The 18,968-nt window shown below is 29.6% G+C and carries 13 protein-coding genes and 1 pseudogene; 1 reads left to right on the top strand and 13 read right to left on the bottom strand.

Features of this window, described 5'->3' with window-relative positions:
* Positions 1 to 31: 31 nt before the first annotated feature.
* Together M4I33_RS07895 and M4I33_RS07890 are read right to left on the bottom strand one after the other, a co-directional pair.
* Positions 32 to 2,419: pseudogene (locus M4I33_RS07895) on the bottom strand (heavy metal translocating P-type ATPase).
* A 14-nt stretch (positions 2,420 to 2,433) separates the two neighbouring features.
* Positions 2,434 to 2,787 carry a metalloregulator ArsR/SmtB family transcription factor gene (locus M4I33_RS07890; protein WP_257916279.1) on the bottom strand — a complete coding sequence of 118 codons (354 nt, stop codon included), beginning with the start codon at positions 2,785 to 2,787 and terminating at the stop codon, positions 2,434 to 2,436.
* A 178-nt stretch (positions 2,788 to 2,965) separates the two neighbouring features.
* Between M4I33_RS07890 and M4I33_RS07885 the strand changes: the two genes are divergently transcribed.
* Positions 2,966 to 3,190 carry a DUF3892 domain-containing protein gene (locus M4I33_RS07885; RefSeq protein WP_257916278.1) on the top strand — a complete coding sequence of 75 codons (225 nt, stop codon included), beginning with the start codon at positions 2,966 to 2,968 and terminating at the stop codon, positions 3,188 to 3,190.
* Between the two features lie 87 nt (positions 3,191 to 3,277).
* On the opposite strand, the gene M4I33_RS07880 is transcribed toward M4I33_RS07885, so the two are convergent.
* The 11 genes from M4I33_RS07880 to M4I33_RS07830 form a co-directional block, all read right to left on the bottom strand.
* On the bottom strand, positions 3,278 to 3,865 hold the full coding sequence (locus M4I33_RS07880; protein WP_257916277.1) for a zinc dependent phospholipase C family protein: 588 nt from the start codon (positions 3,863 to 3,865) through the stop codon (positions 3,278 to 3,280).
* 272 nt (positions 3,866 to 4,137) lie between these two features.
* Positions 4,138 to 5,076 (bottom strand): ROK family protein, encoded by a 939-nt coding sequence (locus tag M4I33_RS07875; protein WP_257916276.1) that lies wholly within the window; start codon positions 5,074 to 5,076, stop codon positions 4,138 to 4,140.
* Positions 5,077 to 5,092: 16 nt separating this feature from the next.
* Entirely contained in the window at positions 5,093 to 6,199 is a 1,107-nt protein-coding gene (locus tag M4I33_RS07870; RefSeq protein WP_257916275.1) for an ABC transporter ATP-binding protein, read from the bottom strand.
* A 16-nt stretch (positions 6,200 to 6,215) separates the two neighbouring features.
* A complete protein-coding gene (locus tag M4I33_RS07865; RefSeq protein WP_257916274.1) occupies positions 6,216 to 6,701 on the bottom strand; it encodes a hypothetical protein in 486 nt (161 codons plus the stop codon).
* Positions 6,702 to 6,851: 150 nt separating this feature from the next.
* A complete protein-coding gene (locus M4I33_RS07860) occupies positions 6,852 to 8,300 on the bottom strand; it encodes an ABC transporter substrate-binding protein (protein WP_257916273.1) in 1,449 nt (482 codons plus the stop codon).
* A gap of 114 nt (positions 8,301 to 8,414) precedes the next feature.
* A complete protein-coding gene (locus tag M4I33_RS07855) occupies positions 8,415 to 10,211 on the bottom strand; it encodes a glycoside hydrolase family 20 zincin-like fold domain-containing protein (protein ID WP_257916272.1) in 1,797 nt (598 codons plus the stop codon).
* 82 nt (positions 10,212 to 10,293) lie between these two features.
* Entirely contained in the window at positions 10,294 to 13,425 is a 3,132-nt protein-coding gene (locus M4I33_RS07850; protein ID WP_257916271.1) for an alpha-mannosidase, read from the bottom strand.
* A gap of 54 nt (positions 13,426 to 13,479) precedes the next feature.
* Complete coding sequence (locus M4I33_RS07845; protein ID WP_257916270.1) at positions 13,480 to 14,439, bottom strand: carbohydrate ABC transporter permease; 960 nt, start codon at positions 14,437 to 14,439, stop codon at positions 13,480 to 13,482.
* A gap of 21 nt (positions 14,440 to 14,460) precedes the next feature.
* Positions 14,461 to 15,420 (bottom strand): sugar ABC transporter permease, encoded by a 960-nt coding sequence (locus tag M4I33_RS07840; protein ID WP_257916269.1) that lies wholly within the window; start codon positions 15,418 to 15,420, stop codon positions 14,461 to 14,463.
* A 219-nt stretch (positions 15,421 to 15,639) separates the two neighbouring features.
* Positions 15,640 to 17,160: a response regulator transcription factor gene (locus M4I33_RS07835; RefSeq protein WP_257916268.1), complete on the bottom strand. Its 1,521-nt coding sequence runs from the start codon at positions 17,158 to 17,160 to the stop codon at positions 15,640 to 15,642.
* Positions 17,161 to 17,165: 5 nt separating this feature from the next.
* A complete protein-coding gene (locus M4I33_RS07830) occupies positions 17,166 to 18,893 on the bottom strand; it encodes a sensor histidine kinase (protein WP_257916267.1) in 1,728 nt (575 codons plus the stop codon).
* Positions 18,894 to 18,968 lie beyond the last annotated feature (75 nt).

Here is an 18,968-nt window from a genome sequence, read left to right as displayed (position 1 = left end):
CAACGCCTAGTTTTTCTTTTCTTAAAATTTATTATTTAAGGGCTCTCATCGAATTTAAAACTGCGATTAATGTTACTCCAACATCTGCAAAAACAGCTTCCCACATATTTGCATCTCCAAGTGTTGCTAAAACTAATACTATTAATTTTACTCCTAGAGAGAAATATATATTTTGCCATAAGATTTTGCTTGTTTTTCTTGCTATTTTAATTGATTCTGGTAATGCTGTAGGTTCATCCTTCATTAAAACTACGTCTGCGGCTTCTATAGCTGCATCTGAACCTATTCCTCCCATAGCTACTCCAACATCCGCTCTAGCTAAAACTGGGGCATCATTTATACCATCTCCAACAAAGGCAACTTTGCCTTTATTTTCTCCTTCTAGTAATTCTTCAATCTTTGTAACTTTATCTTGAGGTAATAATTCTGCATACACGTTATCAATGCCTAGTTCTTTTGAAACTTTTTCTGCTGCATTTTTGTTATCACCTGTAAGCATTACTACATTTTTAATTCCTAAAGCCTTAAGTTCTTCTATAGCTTCTTTTGAATTTTCTTTTATTTGATCTGAAATTACGATACTTCCTATATATCTTGAATCTAAAGCAACGTGTATTATAGTTCCTATCTCTAAAATTTCAGGAGTTTTAACGTTTTTAAGTGCCATAAGCTTGCTATTACCAACTAAAACTTCTTTTGAATCTATATAGTAAACTATCCCTTTACCACTTACTTCTTCATGTTTATCTATTTTAACTTTTCCTATTTCTTCTTTTTTAGATAATTTAAATTCTTCAAGTATTGAAGTAGCTATAGGGTGAGTTGAGTATTGCTCTCCTAAAGCTGCATATCTTAATACTTCGCTTTTACTAGAATCATCTGATATTATCTTTGTTACTTTAAAAGTACCTTTAGTTAAAGTACCTGTTTTATCAAATACTACTGTATCTACGTCTTTTAAAGCTTCTAGATAGTTTCCACCTTTAATTAATATTCCTTTTTTAGAAGCTCCTCCTATCCCTGCAAAAAGTCCTAAAGGAACTGATACTACTAAAGCACAAGGACAAGAAACTACTAAGAATATTAACGCTCTATATATCCACTCATCAAAAGTAGTGTTTGGAATTACAAGTGGTGGGATTATTGCAAGTGCTAAAGCTGAAAATACTACTATTGGTGTATAGTATTTTGCAAATTTAGTTATGAATTTTTCAGTTTCTGCCTTTTTAGAACTAGCATTTTGAACTAACTCTAGTATTCTTGCAACAGTTGAATCTTCAAACTCTTTTAAAACCTTAACCTTTATAACGCCACCTAAGTTTATAGAACCTGCTAAAAGTTCATCTTTAGGCTTTTTAGATACTGGAAGTGATTCACCTGTTAAAGCAGAAGAATCAACGCTTGTACTTCCTTCGATTATCTCACCATCTAAAGGAACTCTTTCCCCTGATTTTATTAGGATTATATCATTAACTTTTACGTCTTCTGGATTTACTTCTTTAATTTCACCTTTGCTTGTAATTAGGTTTGCATATTCTGCTTTTATATCCATAAGGGCTGATATTGATTTTCTTGACCTATTAACAGCGTAGCTTTGAAATAATTCTCCTATTTCGTAGAAAATCATAACTGCAACACCTTCAGGGTACTCCCCTACAGCAAATGCACCTATAGTTGCAACTGACATTAAGAAGTTTTCATCAAACACTTTTCCTTTTCTGATATTATTAAAAGCAGTTAGTAATACTCCTTTTCCTACTAAAACATAAGATATTAAAAATAACCAAACGTTTTTATCTAAAGCCATAGCTAAAATAAAGAATATTGTACCTGCGAATAATCCATAGTTTTCTTTTATAACTTGGATTATTTTATTTTCTTTTTCTGTAGGTTATAAAGTATTAGTTTTAGATACGCTACCTTTATACTTATTAACTTTTACTTCTGGTTCTAAATCATTTACTATAGTTTTTGCTGATTTTATAATATTATCTTCTGAAGCTTTATCTTTATCATAATTAATTATAAGAAGCTTCATAGGAAAATTTAAACTTGCGCTTTCTACGTTATTTAAGTTATTTACCTTTTCTTCAATCTTACTCGCACAGTGAGCGCAGTCTAATCCTTCTAAAGTTAATTTAATTTTAGATTTTGGTTCGTTATTTACTTTTTTGTTTGATGCTATTTTATATTTCATTACTTTAACTTGAGGCTCAAGTTCGTTTACTACCTTAGTTACTTTATCTATAAGTTCTTTTTCTGTAATCTTTTCTTCATCATAAGATATAATTAATAGCTTAAATGAAAAGTTTATACTAGCTTCTTTTACTTCATCGAAGTTATTAACTATATTTTCAATTTTACCTGCACAGTTTGCACAATCTAAACCTTCTAATAATAGTTTAAGTTTAGCATCCATATTCTTGTCCCCCTTTATTCACTTACGTGGTCTAATCCTTGATTAAATATTTTCATGATATGCTCGTCATCAAGTGAGTAATATACTACTTTTCCAGCTCTTCTAAATTTAACTAACCTGTTAGCTTTTAACGTTCTTAACTGATGTGATATAGCTGATTGAGTCATATTTAAAAGTACTGCTAAATCACAAACGCACATCTCAGCTTCGTAAAGTGCGCAAATAATTTTAATTCTAGTTGTATCTCCAAAAACTTTAAAAAGTTCTGCTAAATCGTATAATGTTTCTTCTTTTGGAAGTTTATCTTTAACTTCATTCACTACTTCTTCGTGAATGACATTACAGTTACATCTATCTGCTTCTTTCATAAAATCCCTCTTTTCATATGAATGATTGTTCATATGTTCATTGTATGATTGTTTAGTAATTTTGTCAACTTTAAATCTGAATAATTTATAATTATTTTACGAATGATAATATTGAAATTATGTTTACTAAACATATTATTAATTATTTATATTAAATATTCTTTTGGAGGTCTTTTTAATGGAAAAAAATCTTAAAATAACTAAGCTTGTTAAACAAGGGGGAAGAATCGTAGGTTATGAATTATCAAACGGTCACCAAATCGATAAGACCGCTGCTGTTGATATGACTAAGTCTGGCGAAATCACTAACGTAACACTTATAAATAACTTTGATGGAAGCGTAGGCCTTGCACCTTACGATAAAAACTTAAAAGACTTGCCTGTTGTTGTTATACATTCATAATAGATAGCTTTTTAGCACTCTGCTCTATATAATTTAATTTCTTATTTTATAAAAAAAGATGTTGAACTTTAAAAGTTCAACATCTTTTTAAATAGCTTCTGCTATTTTTACACTGTTTTCAATTATATTATCTAATATAACGTTTATTATTGTGTTACTTACGTAATATGCAAAGTTTAAATCACTTTCTGTTCCAGGATCTTTTGAATAAAGTTCTAAAGTCGTATCTATAAAATCTCTAATTCTATTTATCTCGATTCCTTTATGCGTTAAACAAGAAAGGTTTTTAAGTTCGTAGCTTTTAGCTATTTTAGATAATTCTCTTTCATACGTCACGTGCTTTTTAATAGCGTTTTTAAATTCCCATCTCTCATAATGAGCTAAGCAGTAATAATCACATATAAAATGAGTTGCTACTCCTAGTGCTGCACTAAATTTCCCAATTCCTATATCATTTCTAATCTCGTCTATTGAAAGTTCTGATAAAGTTTCTATTATTTCAATAATCATATCTATACTTTCATTAAAATAATGCTTTTTTAACTTGTATTTTGATATATAATCTGGCTTTATATTGCCCCATATATAAGATCTCTTGCTTACAAACATTTGCTTATCAATATCAAAATTGTTATAGATGTTTGTAGCGATAAGCTTATGTGTGCCTGCCATCATCTTAACATCACTTCCTTATAATATTTAAGTGAATTTATAATAATTCTACTATAAACTTAATTTTTAAAGTAGTTTGTTTTCTTGGCTAATTTAAATTTTTTGCCTATATCTTTAAATTTATTCCAATAAATTAATTATAGTCTTATATTTGAATTTTTCAAATTATTTTTATTAAATTAACCAAATTAATAAATAAATTTTACATATGACTTCAAATTAATAAAATTGGACTATACATATTTAGTATAGCCCAATTTTTATTTAAATAATTTTTAATCCATTTTTGTTATTGCAAGTGCAATAGCACCAAGCACTCCTGACTTTCCGTCAAGCTTTGCTTTAACTATCTTACAGTTATTTAAAATAGTACTTAAGCATCTCTTTTCCATCTCTTCTTTTATACTTTCAGATAGGATATCCCACTCATTTGAAATACCGCCACCTATTACTATCATATCTGGATCAAATATATTTGCATAATTTGAAACAGCTACTCCTAAGTAAGAAAGAGATTCTTTTAAGATTTCTTTTGATAATCTATCACCATTTTTAGCTTCTTTAAAGACTTTTGCTGTTACTTCATCATATTCTCTTAAAGAAGTTTTTACTCTGCTTTTTAGAGCTTCATTTGCTAAATTTGAAATTGCAGTTCCTGAAGATAAAGATTCTACGCAGCCTCTGTTTCCACAGCCACACCTTCTTCCTCTAGTGCTTACAGTTGTATGTCCTACTTCTAAAGCGTTTGAAGTGCTACCTCTATATATTTTACCATTTAATATAGCACCTCCCCCAATTCCAGTACTTACAGTTACGTATACCATATTTTCAGTGTTTATTCCAGCTCCAAACCTGTGCTCTGCTAAAGTAGCTACGTTTGCATCGTTATCTAAATAAACTGAAATTTTAAAAGCATCTTCTAATTCTTTTACTATATTATAATTTTTAAAAGGCAAATTAGCTGGTTCTGCAATAAGACCATTTTTTACATCTAAAGGCCCTGGAGAACCTATCCCTATAGCTACTACTCTTTCTTTATCTATATCTTCTAGTAAGTAGCTTATACTATCTTTAATTTTTCCAACTATCGAATCAGCTCCCTTAAAAGCTTCAGTTTTAACTACTATTTCTTTTAGTATTTCTCCTGACTTATCTGCAAGGGCTGAATATATTTTAGTTCCACCTAAATCTATCCCTATAAATAACTTTTCCATGTTTAATCCCCTTTATTTAGAAAACTGTATATTGCTCTTCTTTATTAAAGATGTGTAATTTATTTAAATCCATTATATATCTTAGGCTACCTTTAGTATTTAAATTCTCTGCTGTTGCAGTTTTAATTATAAGTTGTCTTCCTTCTGCTTTTAAGTAAAGGAAAGTTTCTGCACCTAAGTTTTCTGATACTTCTATTTCTGATTCAAATACTACATCAGCCTTATCTACATCTGCTTTTTTACAGCTTATGTTTTCAGGTCTTATCCCTACTATAACTTCAGCGTTTGCATGATCCTTTTCTCTAAGAATATCTGCCTTATCTTTAGGAACCTCAACTTCTTTATCTAACATTTTTAAGAAAACTTTTCCTTCTTTTTCGTAAGTTGTTCCATAGAAAGTATTCATTTGAGGACTTCCTATAAATCCTGCAACAAACATATTAGCTGGGTTTTCATATATTTCTTTAGGACTTGCAACTTGTTGAATAAGTCCATCTCTCATAACTACTATTCTAGTTCCAAGAGTCATAGCTTCTGTTTGGTCGTGAGTTACATATATAAATGTAGTTTTAAGTTCTTTATAAAGCTTTGCTATCTCTGTTCTCATTTGAACTCTAAGTTTTGCATCTAAGTTTGATAAAGGTTCATCCATTAAGAATACTTTAGGATGTCTAACTATAGCTCTTCCCATAGCAACCCTTTGTCTTTGTCCTCCTGATAATGCTTTAGGTTTTCTATCTAAAAGATGTTCTATATCAAGAATTCTTGCTGCATTTCTTACCTTTTTCTCTATTTCTTCTTTTGGCATTTTTCTAAGTTTTAAACCAAATGCCATATTATCATATACTGTCATATGAGGATATAATGCATAGTTTTGGAATACCATAGCTATATCTCTATCCTTTGGTGCTACATCATTAACTAATCTATCACCTATATATAACTCTCCCCCTGAAATTTCTTCAAGTCCTGCTATCATTCTTAAAGTAGTAGATTTCCCACACCCTGATGGTCCTACAAATACTATAAATTCCTTATCCTCTATTTCTAAGTTAAAATCATTTACTGCTTTAAACCCATTCTCATACATTTTATCGATATTTTTTAATACTAAACCTGCCATTTTTGCTTCCTCCCTTTTATAAACTGTTAAAACACACCGGATTTAACTTTCTGCATATAGATAATAGTTTTTTATCCATAGCTACTCTAAACCCCACAAGCTTTGAGTCTCTATTTATAACTAAAATTTTTTCTTTTAATCTTTTATCATCTTCTATACAAGCATTTACTACCCTTATATTTTTATTATTTGCTTCTTCTAAACTATAAGCATTTACTAGTTTTTCTATATTTAATGTAGTTATAACTTTTCTTTTTTTCTTATTCATTATCTTTGTTATAACTAATTCATTTTCAGTTATCTCGTATTCATACTCTAAAAAAAGATTTCTTGCTATAAGCCCAAGTATTACATATCCCATTAAGAAAGTTACAACTCCAAACGTTCCAACAAAAATTGCTGAAATCATAGCTAGAACTACTAAAGTATTTCTAACACTTTGAAACTTTTTTTGTATATCCCCGTAATCCTTAGTAATAAATTGCTCATAGAAAATATCCATACTCTACCCCTTCTCCCTTTTACCTTAGTTTTAAGATCTATATATAACTTTAAATAAAAGTTTATTTCCAAATTTATATTTTTGTTTATGTATTATCTTTTTATAATGGGATGCTTAACCTTTAAGCTAAGCATCCCTTTAATTTAAAAATTATTTTTGAGTCTTTTTCCACTCATCAAGTTGAGATTGCATCTCTTGTAATACTTTATCTAATCCTTGCTCTTTTAACTTAGCGTTTAATTTACCTAAATAATCATCAACATCTACTGATCCACTGTAAAGTGTAGCTTTAAACTCTTCTAAAACATTGTTTATAGCTGCTATTTCGTTAGTTACTTTTTCAGTATTAAATTTAAATCCTAATGCTGGTGAAACCTTAGCATCATCATTGAATTTTTCAAAAGCTGCCCATTTGTCTTTAGGCTCTTCATGTAAAACATCAGTTATAAATAAGTTACCCATAGCAAAGTATGGAACATCATATTTTTTCTTTTCTGCATCGATTAATTTGATTTGGTTATCAGAAACTTTTTCATAGTGAGTTCCTTCAATACCGTAGTTTAAAAGATTTCTTAATTTTGCATCTGTATTTAAAAGATTTAAGAATTCAACTGCTTTTTCTGGATTTTTAGAGTTCTTTGAAACAGCTATCATTGAACCTGTAGTTGAACCGTTAGTTATCCAAGTATCAGTTATAGTTGATGAAACAACTTTTTTACCTAAAGTCTTTGACCAAAGAGTATCTGCATAAGGTTGTCCATCCCCTTTAGTTACAAATCTTTTAACTGTCTTATCATCTTGAGCTGTTGCTGAGTCAGCGTTTATATATCCTTCTTTGTAGAATCTTCTTAAAGTTTCTAAAGTCTTTTTCATTTCTTCAGTTTCGAACATGTTTTGAATCTTTAAGCCTTTATCTGTTAATAAGATACCAGCTGGGTCTACTAATTGATCGAAGAATGTTGTAAATGAGAATCCTTTAGTTATATATAAAGGTGTAACTCCTGGCTCTTTTTCTTTTATTACTTTTAGCCATGGCTCTAAGTCTTCTAAAGTATGAAGGTCTTCATAAGGTATTTTGTATTTATCAACATATTCCTTAGTAAATACCCACATAGGTGCAACCCCAAGTTCTTTTTGGTTTGGAACTGCATATGTTTTTCCATCTACTTTAGCTCCATCCCAGAATCTTTGGTCTATTGCAGTTTTCATATCTTTTCCTTGATTATCTAAATATGAATCTAATTCTAAGAATGCTCCTTTTCTAGCATTTCCTAAGTAATCTCCAGCCCAAGAGCAAGTGAATGCTAAATCGTAATCTTCTCCTGAGTTTATTATTACAGACATCTTTTGGTTGTAATCTCCAAAGTCTATAAATTTCATGTCTAAATTTACATTTATCTTTTCTTCTAAATATTTATTAGCTTCGTCAACTACTAATTTTAAATCTGTTGGCTCTTTCCCTATTGAGTACCAAGTTAAAGTAGTTACATCGTCTTTTCCTTTTCCAGCAGCAGAATTTGAGTTTCCGCATCCTGTTAAAATAGTTGTAGCAGTAAGCATTGCACAAGCTGCAATAGCAACAATCTTTTTAAATTTCATATCTATAATTCCCCTTCCCAATCTTTATTAATAACGTTTACAATTTAATTATAGATTATGGTAATTTTCTTTTATAGTGGACATTTTCAACATTTACTTAAATAAATCCACTTTCTAATTATCACTCCTTAAATAACTGCACAAATACTCTATAACTTCCCTTAATCTGTATAGTTCACTCTCCTTATTTCTATCTCTCCAAACCCTCATATAATCATAAAACCACTCTTCAATCTTTAAAGCTAATTCTTTTTTATCACTACTATCTTCTTTAATCTTTATAAAGAATTCGTTTATTAAAACTACACCTCTTGAAGAAATAATAAATTCTTGCATATCCCTTTTACTTGAAACTTCTAAAGCTAAATCTTGAATTTTTTCACCTATTAACTTAGAATTTTTAAAATCTTCTTTTAAAAATTCTATATCAATATTTACTATTTCATTATTAAATTCTTTAAACCTAACTATTTCTTCAAAGCTTACCTTTTGACATTTTGAAAGCGTCTCTAAAAGTTTTACTAAGGTTTTAGTTTTATCTCCAAACTCTATTAAAGATATCTCTTCATAGAATTTATTAAATTCTCTATCTACATTAGGGTTCCAAGATAAGCTTCCCCCATAGGCAAGTCCTACTATAGAATTTGCAAAAAGGTTTATGTGACCAAAGTCTCCCCAGTCTGTATTCAAAACCCCTATACCTTTATACTTTTTCGCGTAACTTACCATTTTATAAATATTTTCTAAGCTATTATCTATTAAATTCATAAGCTTATTCCAACCACAAACTCCAGGGCATAAATAAAGTTCTCTATTACTTTCTGCTATAACCTTTGTGCTATCTTCTGTAGCATCTTTTGAATAATTCCAATTTAAACAAACAACATCTTCTGGTATTTCACTTAAAAGTTCTTTGTGATTTACTATAACATCACCCCAAAACAAGACTTTCTTATTATGCTTTTTAACTATATATATAACTTTATTTAAAAAGTCAACATACAGCCTTCCTTCTTCACTATTGCTAGCTAGATCTTTGCTTCTTCCTTTTCCTAAATCAAAAGTTTCATCACAGCAGATATTAAACTTTTCTGATGTAAATAGCGGAATAAATTCTTCTATCATATTTTCAACTAATTTTATGCTTTCTTCATTACTTACGTTTAAAGTGTGGTGAGCCATCCTCTCAAAAAACGAAAATTCGTCTATATTTTTGTTTTCTAGTTCACATAACTTTTCATATGTCTTTGTTCTTAAAACTTCGTAAAGGTGACCAAAGGTTGCAAGAGCTGGAACTAATTCTACGTGTCTCTTTCTTGCATAACTATCTAATAATAAAATCTCTTCAGGAGTTATAGGATCTTTGTTTAACCAAACTTCACTCATACCCTTAAAGGCAAAGCTATGCTCTATATAAAGCTGGATTTGATTTATTTTATAAAATGCTGCTTTATCTATAAGTTCCTTAAGTGTTTTAAGCTTTGGAACCTTCCCTCTAGTAACGTCGTAAAAATACCCTCTATTTTTAAAATAAGGCTCATCTAAAATCTCTAAGCACTTTAAGAAAGCTCCATCTCTTCTTATTAACTGAATTAAAGTTTGAACTCCGTAAAATACACCACTTCCGCCTTTTCCTATAAGCTTTATCTTTTCTTCCTCTACAGTTAGCTTATAGCTTTCATCTTTTAAAGAGTCATCTCTTATTAAAGCTATAGAATTCTCAAACTCCTTAAAGCTTTTTCTAATGTTTAATTTAAATCCGAACCTTTCTAATATCTCTTTTTGAAGAATGATTGCAGAATCTAGTTCTTCAAAGCTAGAATTAGAACTTATAACTATATCCATCCCCCTTCTTATCTTAAAATTTCCTTTAAACTCTTTATAACTTTTAGGTTTTGGTATTAAATACATAATTTTTTTATCTCCCTTCTTTTATATATAAAGAGAAGTATTTACTACAAAAATAGTAAATACTTCTAAAAATTTAACTATATTATTTTAATTTGAATTTGAATGTTTTGATTTCATAAGGTTTTATAGTAAATCCAATCTTGTTTTTAGAAGGAGTGATCTCTTCTAAATCTCTTTCAAGTAAGTTACATTCAAAAATTTCTTCTATATCTTTAAAGAACTCTAAGTTTACGTTTGTTCTCTTGTTATTGAATTCATACATTCTAATAATTAAATGGTCTGAATCCTCAGCTTTTTTGATTACTTCTATCATAACGTTGTCTTTATCAACTTTAGCTAAGCTTAATTTACTTTCTAATTTTCCTTCATGCGCTTCTTCAACAGTTGCAAATAAAGGTGTGTTTAACTCGTATGCTTTGTTAGTTGTTTTAGCTTCTTTAAATGTCCCTTCGTGTGCATAAAGTGAGTAAGTGAAGAAGTGCTCTTCTTTATCAGCATCTGGGTTTGGATCGCAAGATGATTTTAATAATGTTAATCTCATATTTCCATCTTTTATATCGTGACCGTATTTTGAGTTATTTAAAAGTGAAACTCCAAAATCTCCTTCTGATAAATCTACCCATTTGTGTCCACAAACTTCAAAGCTTGCAACATCCCATGAAGTGTTGTTGTGAGTAGGTCTAGTTACGTTTCCATATTGAATTTCAAAAGTAGCTTCTTTAGTGTTTACATCAACTGGGAATGCAGCCTTAACTACTATGTCTTTTTCTTTCCAATCTACGTAAGTATCAAAATCTACTCTTTCTAAATCGTTATAGATATATACTTTTTGAATGATTTTAGATTCTAAGAACTTTCTTTCTATCTTTAAAGTGCTTCTAACAGGACCTTTTTCTATAACTTCCATACTTTGAACGTCATCTATCTTCCACATCTTTTCTTTAAAGTAGATATCTATATCCCAGTTATCAAAGCACATTGGCTTATCTTCAAAAGCTTGGATCTCGTTTAAAACTTCAGAATGCTTTAAGATTTCTCTGTTAGCTTTTTTATTTATAAATGATTTTATTTGTCCTTTTTCATCAAACTTTATTTTGAAGAATTTATTTTCTGCAAAATCTTTTGAAAGTTCTACATCTTCTGCTATATTCTTAGTCTTTTCTATTATTTTAAATGATTTGTGTCCGTTTGCTGGTATTCCTTTTGCAAAGAATATAGCTTTATTTCCTTCTATCTTTTGACAAACTAATTCTTCTAAATCTTCATCTAAAACTGCAGGGTTTTCTATATCTTCTGGAATATCAAATGTTGCTATATCGTCTCTTTCAAACCCTAGAGTGTTTGATACTACAACGCTTCTGTCTTTTAAGTCTATATTTCTTGCGATATTTCCTAAACCTTCCCCTACTAACTCTTTTCCGTCTTCTATTAATTTTTTATATTCAACCTCTGTTACATCATAAACTTCTTTTATAGATGAACCTGGGATTATATCGTGGAATTGATTTAATAATATAGTTTCCCAAGAATCTTTTATGCATTTGTAAGGGTATGCTCCTCCAAGTAACATAGACATAGAGTTTAATTTTTCTGCTGCTGTAAATACATTTTCACAAATTCTATTATCTCTCTTATTTCTAGCCATTGAAGTGTAAGTTCCTCTGTGGTACTCAAGGTATAGCTCTCCTACCCACTTTGGTAACTTCTTATTTCCTGAAACTTTTTCTTCTAATCTTTTGAAGTAATCTAAAGATGTACCCATTTTTACTCTTGGCGCACCTGGAATTCCTTTTGCAAGTCTTCTTCCGTTTTCAAGCATTTCTAAAGTAGCTCCACCGCCACCGTCTCCCCATCCGAAAGAAACTAATACGTCGTTATTTATATTTTTGTTTTGGTATCTTCTCCAAGCTCCCATTATTGCATCTGGTTGGATGTGTCCGTTATAAGTTGTAAAGTGTGATTCTTTTTCTTGTCCTGGTCCTGTAGTTGTTATAAAGTGAGTTAATACTTCTGAACCATCAATCCCTCTCCACATAAATGTGTCGTTTGGAATCTTATTAAATTGGTTCCAAGCTATCTTAGTTGTCATAAAGTAATCTACATCTGATTTTTTTAAGATTTGAGGAAGTGCAGCTGAATATCCAAATACATCTGGTAACCATAAAATCTTATTATCTACATTAAACTCTTCTTTAAAGAATCTTTTTCCGTGTAATATTTGTCTTACTAATGATTCACCTGAAGTTACGTTACAGTCAGCTTCTAGCCACATAGCACCTTCTGGTTCCCAAACTCCTTCTTTAACCTTTTCTTTAACCTTCTCATAAATTCCTGGGTGGTCCTCTTTTAAGAATTTATATAATTGAGGTTGGCTTGACATAAAGATATACTCTGGGTATTCTTCCATAAGCTTTAAGACAGTTGAGAAACTTCTAGCAACCTTTTCTCTAGTTTGAGCTACAGTCCAAAGCCAAGCTACGTCTATATGAGTGTGACCTACGCAAGTTGCAACTACATCTTCGTGACCACAAAGTTCTCCGTAGAACTTATCGTTTAAAAACTCGTTTGCGATTCTTACACTTTCATCGTATTCTTCTGATTTAGGTCTTCTTAAATCGATTAAGTTTATAGCGTCGTTTAAAACAGTTATCATATCTATTCTGTTTTTATCTTCTTTTTCTAATTCTTTGCAAACGTCAACTGGAACTTTTAAATTCCAATATAACTCTCTTGCAGGCATATCTATAACTACAAGTTTTCCGTGAAGTGTTGCCTTTTTGTCTGCAAGCATTCCAGCGTAAGCGTGTAAGTCTATTTCGTATTTCTCGTTAGCTTTTGCGTTATGAGTTAAAATTATTTCTCTGTGATTTATATCTACTCCTTGGATTTGCTCTCCATTTACATAAAGAATAAATTGAGGGTTTGTAGCATCCCAACCTTCATCAAAAGTGTGGAAGTTTAAAGCTATAGTCTTCCCTTCAAAGCTTTCTGGAACTTCAACTGAGCATTTGAACCACCCGTGGCAGTCTTTTCCTCCCCAAAGATCCCCTGTTTTAAATTCTCTAAATTCGCTTTCATCTACTTCTTTAATTAAATCAATATTGTGATAATTTCCATCTATATATTTATAATTTTCTAAGCATATCTCATCTCTATAAACATGCTTTGCAATTTCCCCACAAGTTTTATCAATTCTTTCTAATAAATAATACATAATTTTGTCCCTTACCTTTCATAAATCAATTAGCTATATTATTTTTAATATTTATTATTCTTTTACAGCTCCAACTGTTAATCCACTTACAAAGTATTTTTGGAAGAATGGATATGCAAAAATTATAGGAAGTGTAGTTATTACAACTATCGCCATCTTTGCTGTTTCAGTTGGAAGTTTTGATGCAGCTTCTGCCGCACTTGATCCTAATGAAGATGCGTTATTTACTAAGAACTCCATGGATGTCTCTATCCTAATTAGTAAATATTGAAGCGGTATTAAGCTATCTTTATCTATATAAAGCATTGCGTTAAACCAATCGTTCCAATATCCTAATGTTAAAAATAGTGCTATAGTCGCTATAGCTGGAAGTGATATCGGACGTATTATCTTTAAAAATAACTTAAGTTCTGATGCTCCATCTATCTTAGCTGACTCTACTATTGAGTCTGGTACTGTCGTTTTAAAAAACGTTCTTAATATTATGATGTTAAATGAGCTTACACAAATCGGAATTATAAGAGCCCAAATAGTATTTTTTAAATCTAAGAATCTAGTAACAACCATATAAGACGCTACCATTCCCCCTGAAAATAACATCGGTATAAAGATCAGTTTTGTAAAAAACTTTCTATATGCAAATGTTTTTCTAGATAATGCGTAAGCATAAGTTGTCATAATAGCTAGTCCTATTAATGTTCCAAGAATAGTAACTGTAATTGTTATTCCGTAAGACCTTAAAATTTGGTCTCCAGATGTGAAGATATATCTATACGCTTCTAAGCTCCACTCGTCTGGCCAAAATCTATATCCATTAAGTCTAAGCGATTGCTCACTTGTAAGAGATATAATAAGAACAAATATAAACGGTAATATACAAAGTGCTGCAAGTGCTGCAAATAATATATTTAATCCAAAGTTTGTTTTCTTTGATATAGAGTTAAATTTATTTACTCCATCTGCATCACTTTGGTTTTTATTTTTACTTTTAAATAGTTTTTTTAGTTTCTCCATAATTTTTTAAACCCCCATAACCTAGAAGAATGCATTTTCGTTGTCAACTTTTCTAACGATTCCATTAGTAACTAATATTAGTATTAATCCTACAAACGATTGATATAACGCTGCAGCTGAACTCATTCCTATGTTTCCAAGGTTTGTAAGTCCTCTATAAACGTAAGTATCTATAACATTTGTAACTGGATATAAAGCTCCTGAATTTTTAGGTAATTGATAGAATAATCCAAAGTCTGATCTAAACATTCCTCCGACAGCTGTTATAAACATTATTATCATTACTGGTTTAAGTAATGGTAATGTGATGTATTTAACTTGTTGCCACTTAGTAGCACCGTCTATCATAGCTGCTTCGTAGTAAGATTTATCTATACCGCAGATAGATGCAAGGTAAACTACTGTTCCATATCCTACACCCTTCCATTGACTCATAAAGATTATTATAAATGGCCAAAACTTAGGCTCTGTGTACCAAGACACATTTTCTTTTCCTAAAGCCTCTAAGATTGTATTCATATAACCTTTATCTGGGCTTAAGAATGCAAATAAGCAATAACTTACTATAACCCAAGATAAGAAGTATGGTAAAAACATTGAACTTTGATAGAATTTTGATAACTTCTTATTTAATAATTCCTTTAAGAAAAGTGCTAAAGTTACTGGTAATACTATTCCTAAAATAATAAATACTATATTATAAAGGATAGTATTTCTTGTAATTAACCAAGCGTCACTACTTTGAAATAAGAATTCAAAGTTCTTAAATCCAACCCACTCACTTTTAAATAAACTTTCAAAGAACCCTCCGTGGATTCTCCACTCTTTAAATGCTATTAAAACCCCAAACATAGGTAAATATGCAAATAATATAAACCATATTGTTCCTGGTAATGTTAAAAATAATAATTCTTTATTCGCTTTTAATCTTTGAAGCCTTGAAGGCTTTTTCTTAATATTTAAATTCTTTACATTTTCCATAGATTCTCCCCCTCTTTCACTTGTAAACGTTCCCTAAGTCAATTTAAATATATCATACCCACTATTTACCTCGAAAGTTGAATAAATCTAGATTTACTGTACAAATTACATAAATGATTTTTTCACTTAAAATTTCCCCTTTAAACTCTATATAATTTGTTTTAATAAATAAAAAAAAGCTTTTTAAGATACCTTTAAATATCTTAAAAAGCTTTATAATTAGTAATTTTTCATTTCTCTAAGAGTTGACGGGCAGATACCATAATACTTTTTAAACTTCCTGTAGAAGTAGCTAGTATCAGTGTATCCTATAGCTTTTGCTATATCGTTTATTTTCATATTTGTCTCTAAAATAAGCTCTTTTGCCTTAGTATTTTTTACTTTGTTTAAGTAATCTGAAAAAGACATCCCTACTTCTTTTGTAAAAATTCTACCTAAGTAAGAGCTGTTTATATTATACTGGTAAGCTAAAGTTTTAAGGCTAAGTTCTTCTGAATACCTCTCTTCTATATTGCTTACTATTTGAGAAACTACAGGACTGTACCTTTTTGTAGTAGAATACATAACGCTTATAAGTTCTTCTATTTCTGATACTAAAAAGGCTTTTATGCTATCTCTTGTACTTTCGCTGCAAAGTTCTACTATATTTGAACTTAAGCTATCTTTTACGTATTTTTTATCTACCTTAAATTCGTCTGATATCTTATCTATAAGCATAACTACCCTTATAGATAAGTCATAAATATTTTTAGGAGTTAAAGCTATATCATCAATAAGCCCCTCTAAAAACATCTTTGCCCCGCTTCCGTCTTTCTCTATTATAATCTTGTTTAATCTTTCTATTTCCTTTGAAAAATTAGTTTTATAATCTTTTATATTTGTTACATCCTCTGAAGTTAAACAAATATTTGTTCCTTCTGTTAGGATATATTTTTTTAATTTGTTAGATGAATTTAAGCTGTTTTTTAGTAGATCTATATCTTTTGTTACATCACCTACAGCTATAAAAACATCACCTTCTATCTTTTCTATAAGCTTATCCTTTATAAAATTAAAATACTTTAAAATATCTTCATTTTTAACATCTAAATCCCATGAATTTATAAGGATAGTTTGCCCGTCAAACTTATGAAGCAGTTCGTAGTTTTTACCGCTATATTCTTCTATTATTTCATCTATATTTATATATTTTCCATCTTCGTTTTTCTTGTTTAAAATTATGCTACTAACTGTATAGCTCTTACCCCTTAAAGGAATATTTAATTCATCTTCAATTTTTAAAATCTCTTCTTTATTTATCTTTCCGTTTATAAATTGAAGTAATTTTGTGTTTTTATATAAAACATCCTTCTTTTCTTTTTTGCTCTTTTCAATTCTAGCTAAAAGTTTTATTAATGTTTTTTCTAATTCCTCTTCGTCAATTGGCTTTAAAATATAACTATCAACCCCATACTCGATAGCTTTCTTTGCATAAGAAAATTCATCATATCCACTTAAAATTATAAAGTTTGTTTTATTATCTTTCCCTTTAACTTCCTTTATTAAATCAAGCCCTGTCATAACTGGCATATTAATATCTGTTATAACTATGTGTACTTTTTCTTCTTTAAGTTTTCTTAAAGCTTCCTCTCCATTATTTGCAGTAGCTACAACCTCTAAATTTAACTTTTCCCAATCGATTAAATTTTTAAGTCCCTCTGTTATTAATTTCTCATCATCAACAAGCATAACTTTATACATAAAATTTACTCCTCTCTAAATGGAAGTTTTACAACTACCATTACCCCTTGTCCCTTATTTTTTTCAAATCCTATACCATATTCTTCTCCATAGGCTATAACTATTCTTTCGTTAGCGTTTGTAAGTCCTATAGATTTCCCTTTGTAAGTTCTATTTCTTAAACTATTATTTAGTTCTTCAAGCTTCTCATCGCTTATCCCATTCCCATTATCTATAACAGATATTAAAATGTTTTCCCCATATCTTTTAATATCTATTTTCAGTAAATTATCTTCCCTATCTAGCCTTATCCCGTGAACAAAATAATTCTCTATAATAGGCTGAAGAGTAAATTTTACTACCTCATTATTTAAAACTTCCTCATCACAATCTATCTCAAAGTCAAAACTATCTTCATATCTAAATTTAAAGATTTCAATATATTTAGTGCAATATTCAAGTTCATCCTTTAAAAGAATTACACTCTTATCTTTTACTTGCTTTCTAAATAAAAATGCTAAAGTATAAAGCATCTTAGAAACTTCTCTGTCCCCATTACAGATAGCTTTCATCCTTATACCTTCTAAAGTGTTATATAAAAAGTGCGGATTTATTTGGTTTTGAAGTGCTACCATCTCAGCTTTCTTTTGATTAAGTTCAGCCCTATAACTCTTTTCTATATTTTCATTTAGCTCTTTACACATATCATTAAAGTTTTTTGATATATATTTAATTTCATCATTTTCATCTTTTGAACTAATCGGTATCTCTACGTCTAGCTTTCCGCTTTTAACGCTTTCCATAGCGATTAATATCCTATCTGTTCTATCACTAAACTTTCTTAATTTTGAAATTACTATTCCTATAGAAATAATTAGTAATATAATATCTACTATTATAAGTGAATGTATGTATTGAGTCGGAACCTTAACCCCACTTTTTTTAAATTTAGAAACTATAAGTAAATCGCTATTTCCTTTAGTTTTACTTATATAATATTTTTGTTCTAAATTAATAATATCCTCACTTTCCTCTATCTTTTCAAAATACTCATAAGGCTCGTACTTATAATCTCCTTTTGAGTTATATACTGAATTTCCACTAGGGTCTAAAATCAAAATATCATGCTCACCATTATATTTTTTCATAACTTTATCTATTTCATTTAAGTTATAAGTTAGTACTATAGAGCCTCTATCTTCTAAATTTCTAGAATCCCTTATCTTTCTAACAAAGCTTATAGTGTTTTTATCAAAATAAGCATCTGATAATTTATCACTATTATTTTTTAATAGCTTTGGTAACTTTTCTACTGAAATTTGATTTCTTCTATTAAAATTTCTAACTTCTTCTTTACCGTAACTTATAAATGATATAGTTTCTAAATTCTCATTCGAAGTAAACGCATTCATTGTAAAGAATTCTATTCCCCTATAAAAATGCTCTTCACTTTCTGAAAATTTATTAAGCTTATCTTTTGAATAAGTAACTAAATCAGTCTTTAAAAAGTGAATTATATCGTTAAGTACAAATGAATCGTTATACATCATCTTAGTTATAAAGTTAGTTGAATTCACTATCTTATTTAGCTCATCGTTAACATCATAAGTCACCTTTTCATTAATATACATCTTACTTTGTAATATACTTCTTTTAACTCTATCTATAAAAAATATATCTAAAGCTCCTACAAGTATAATAATTACACCCATATAGATTAAAAATAATCTTTTGTAAATCATTGATTTTTTCATATTTAATTAAACTCCCCGTCCCTTTATTCCCTTACCACCTATATTTAACCATAACGAGCCTAAGGTTAAAAGATT

This window comes from Clostridium sp. LY3-2, assembly GCF_024705715.1.
In the GTDB taxonomy this organism is placed as follows: domain Bacteria; phylum Bacillota; class Clostridia; order Clostridiales; family Clostridiaceae; genus Clostridium.
Note: the sequence above shows the minus strand (reverse complement) of the source record. Positions and strands in the feature narration are given on the sequence as shown.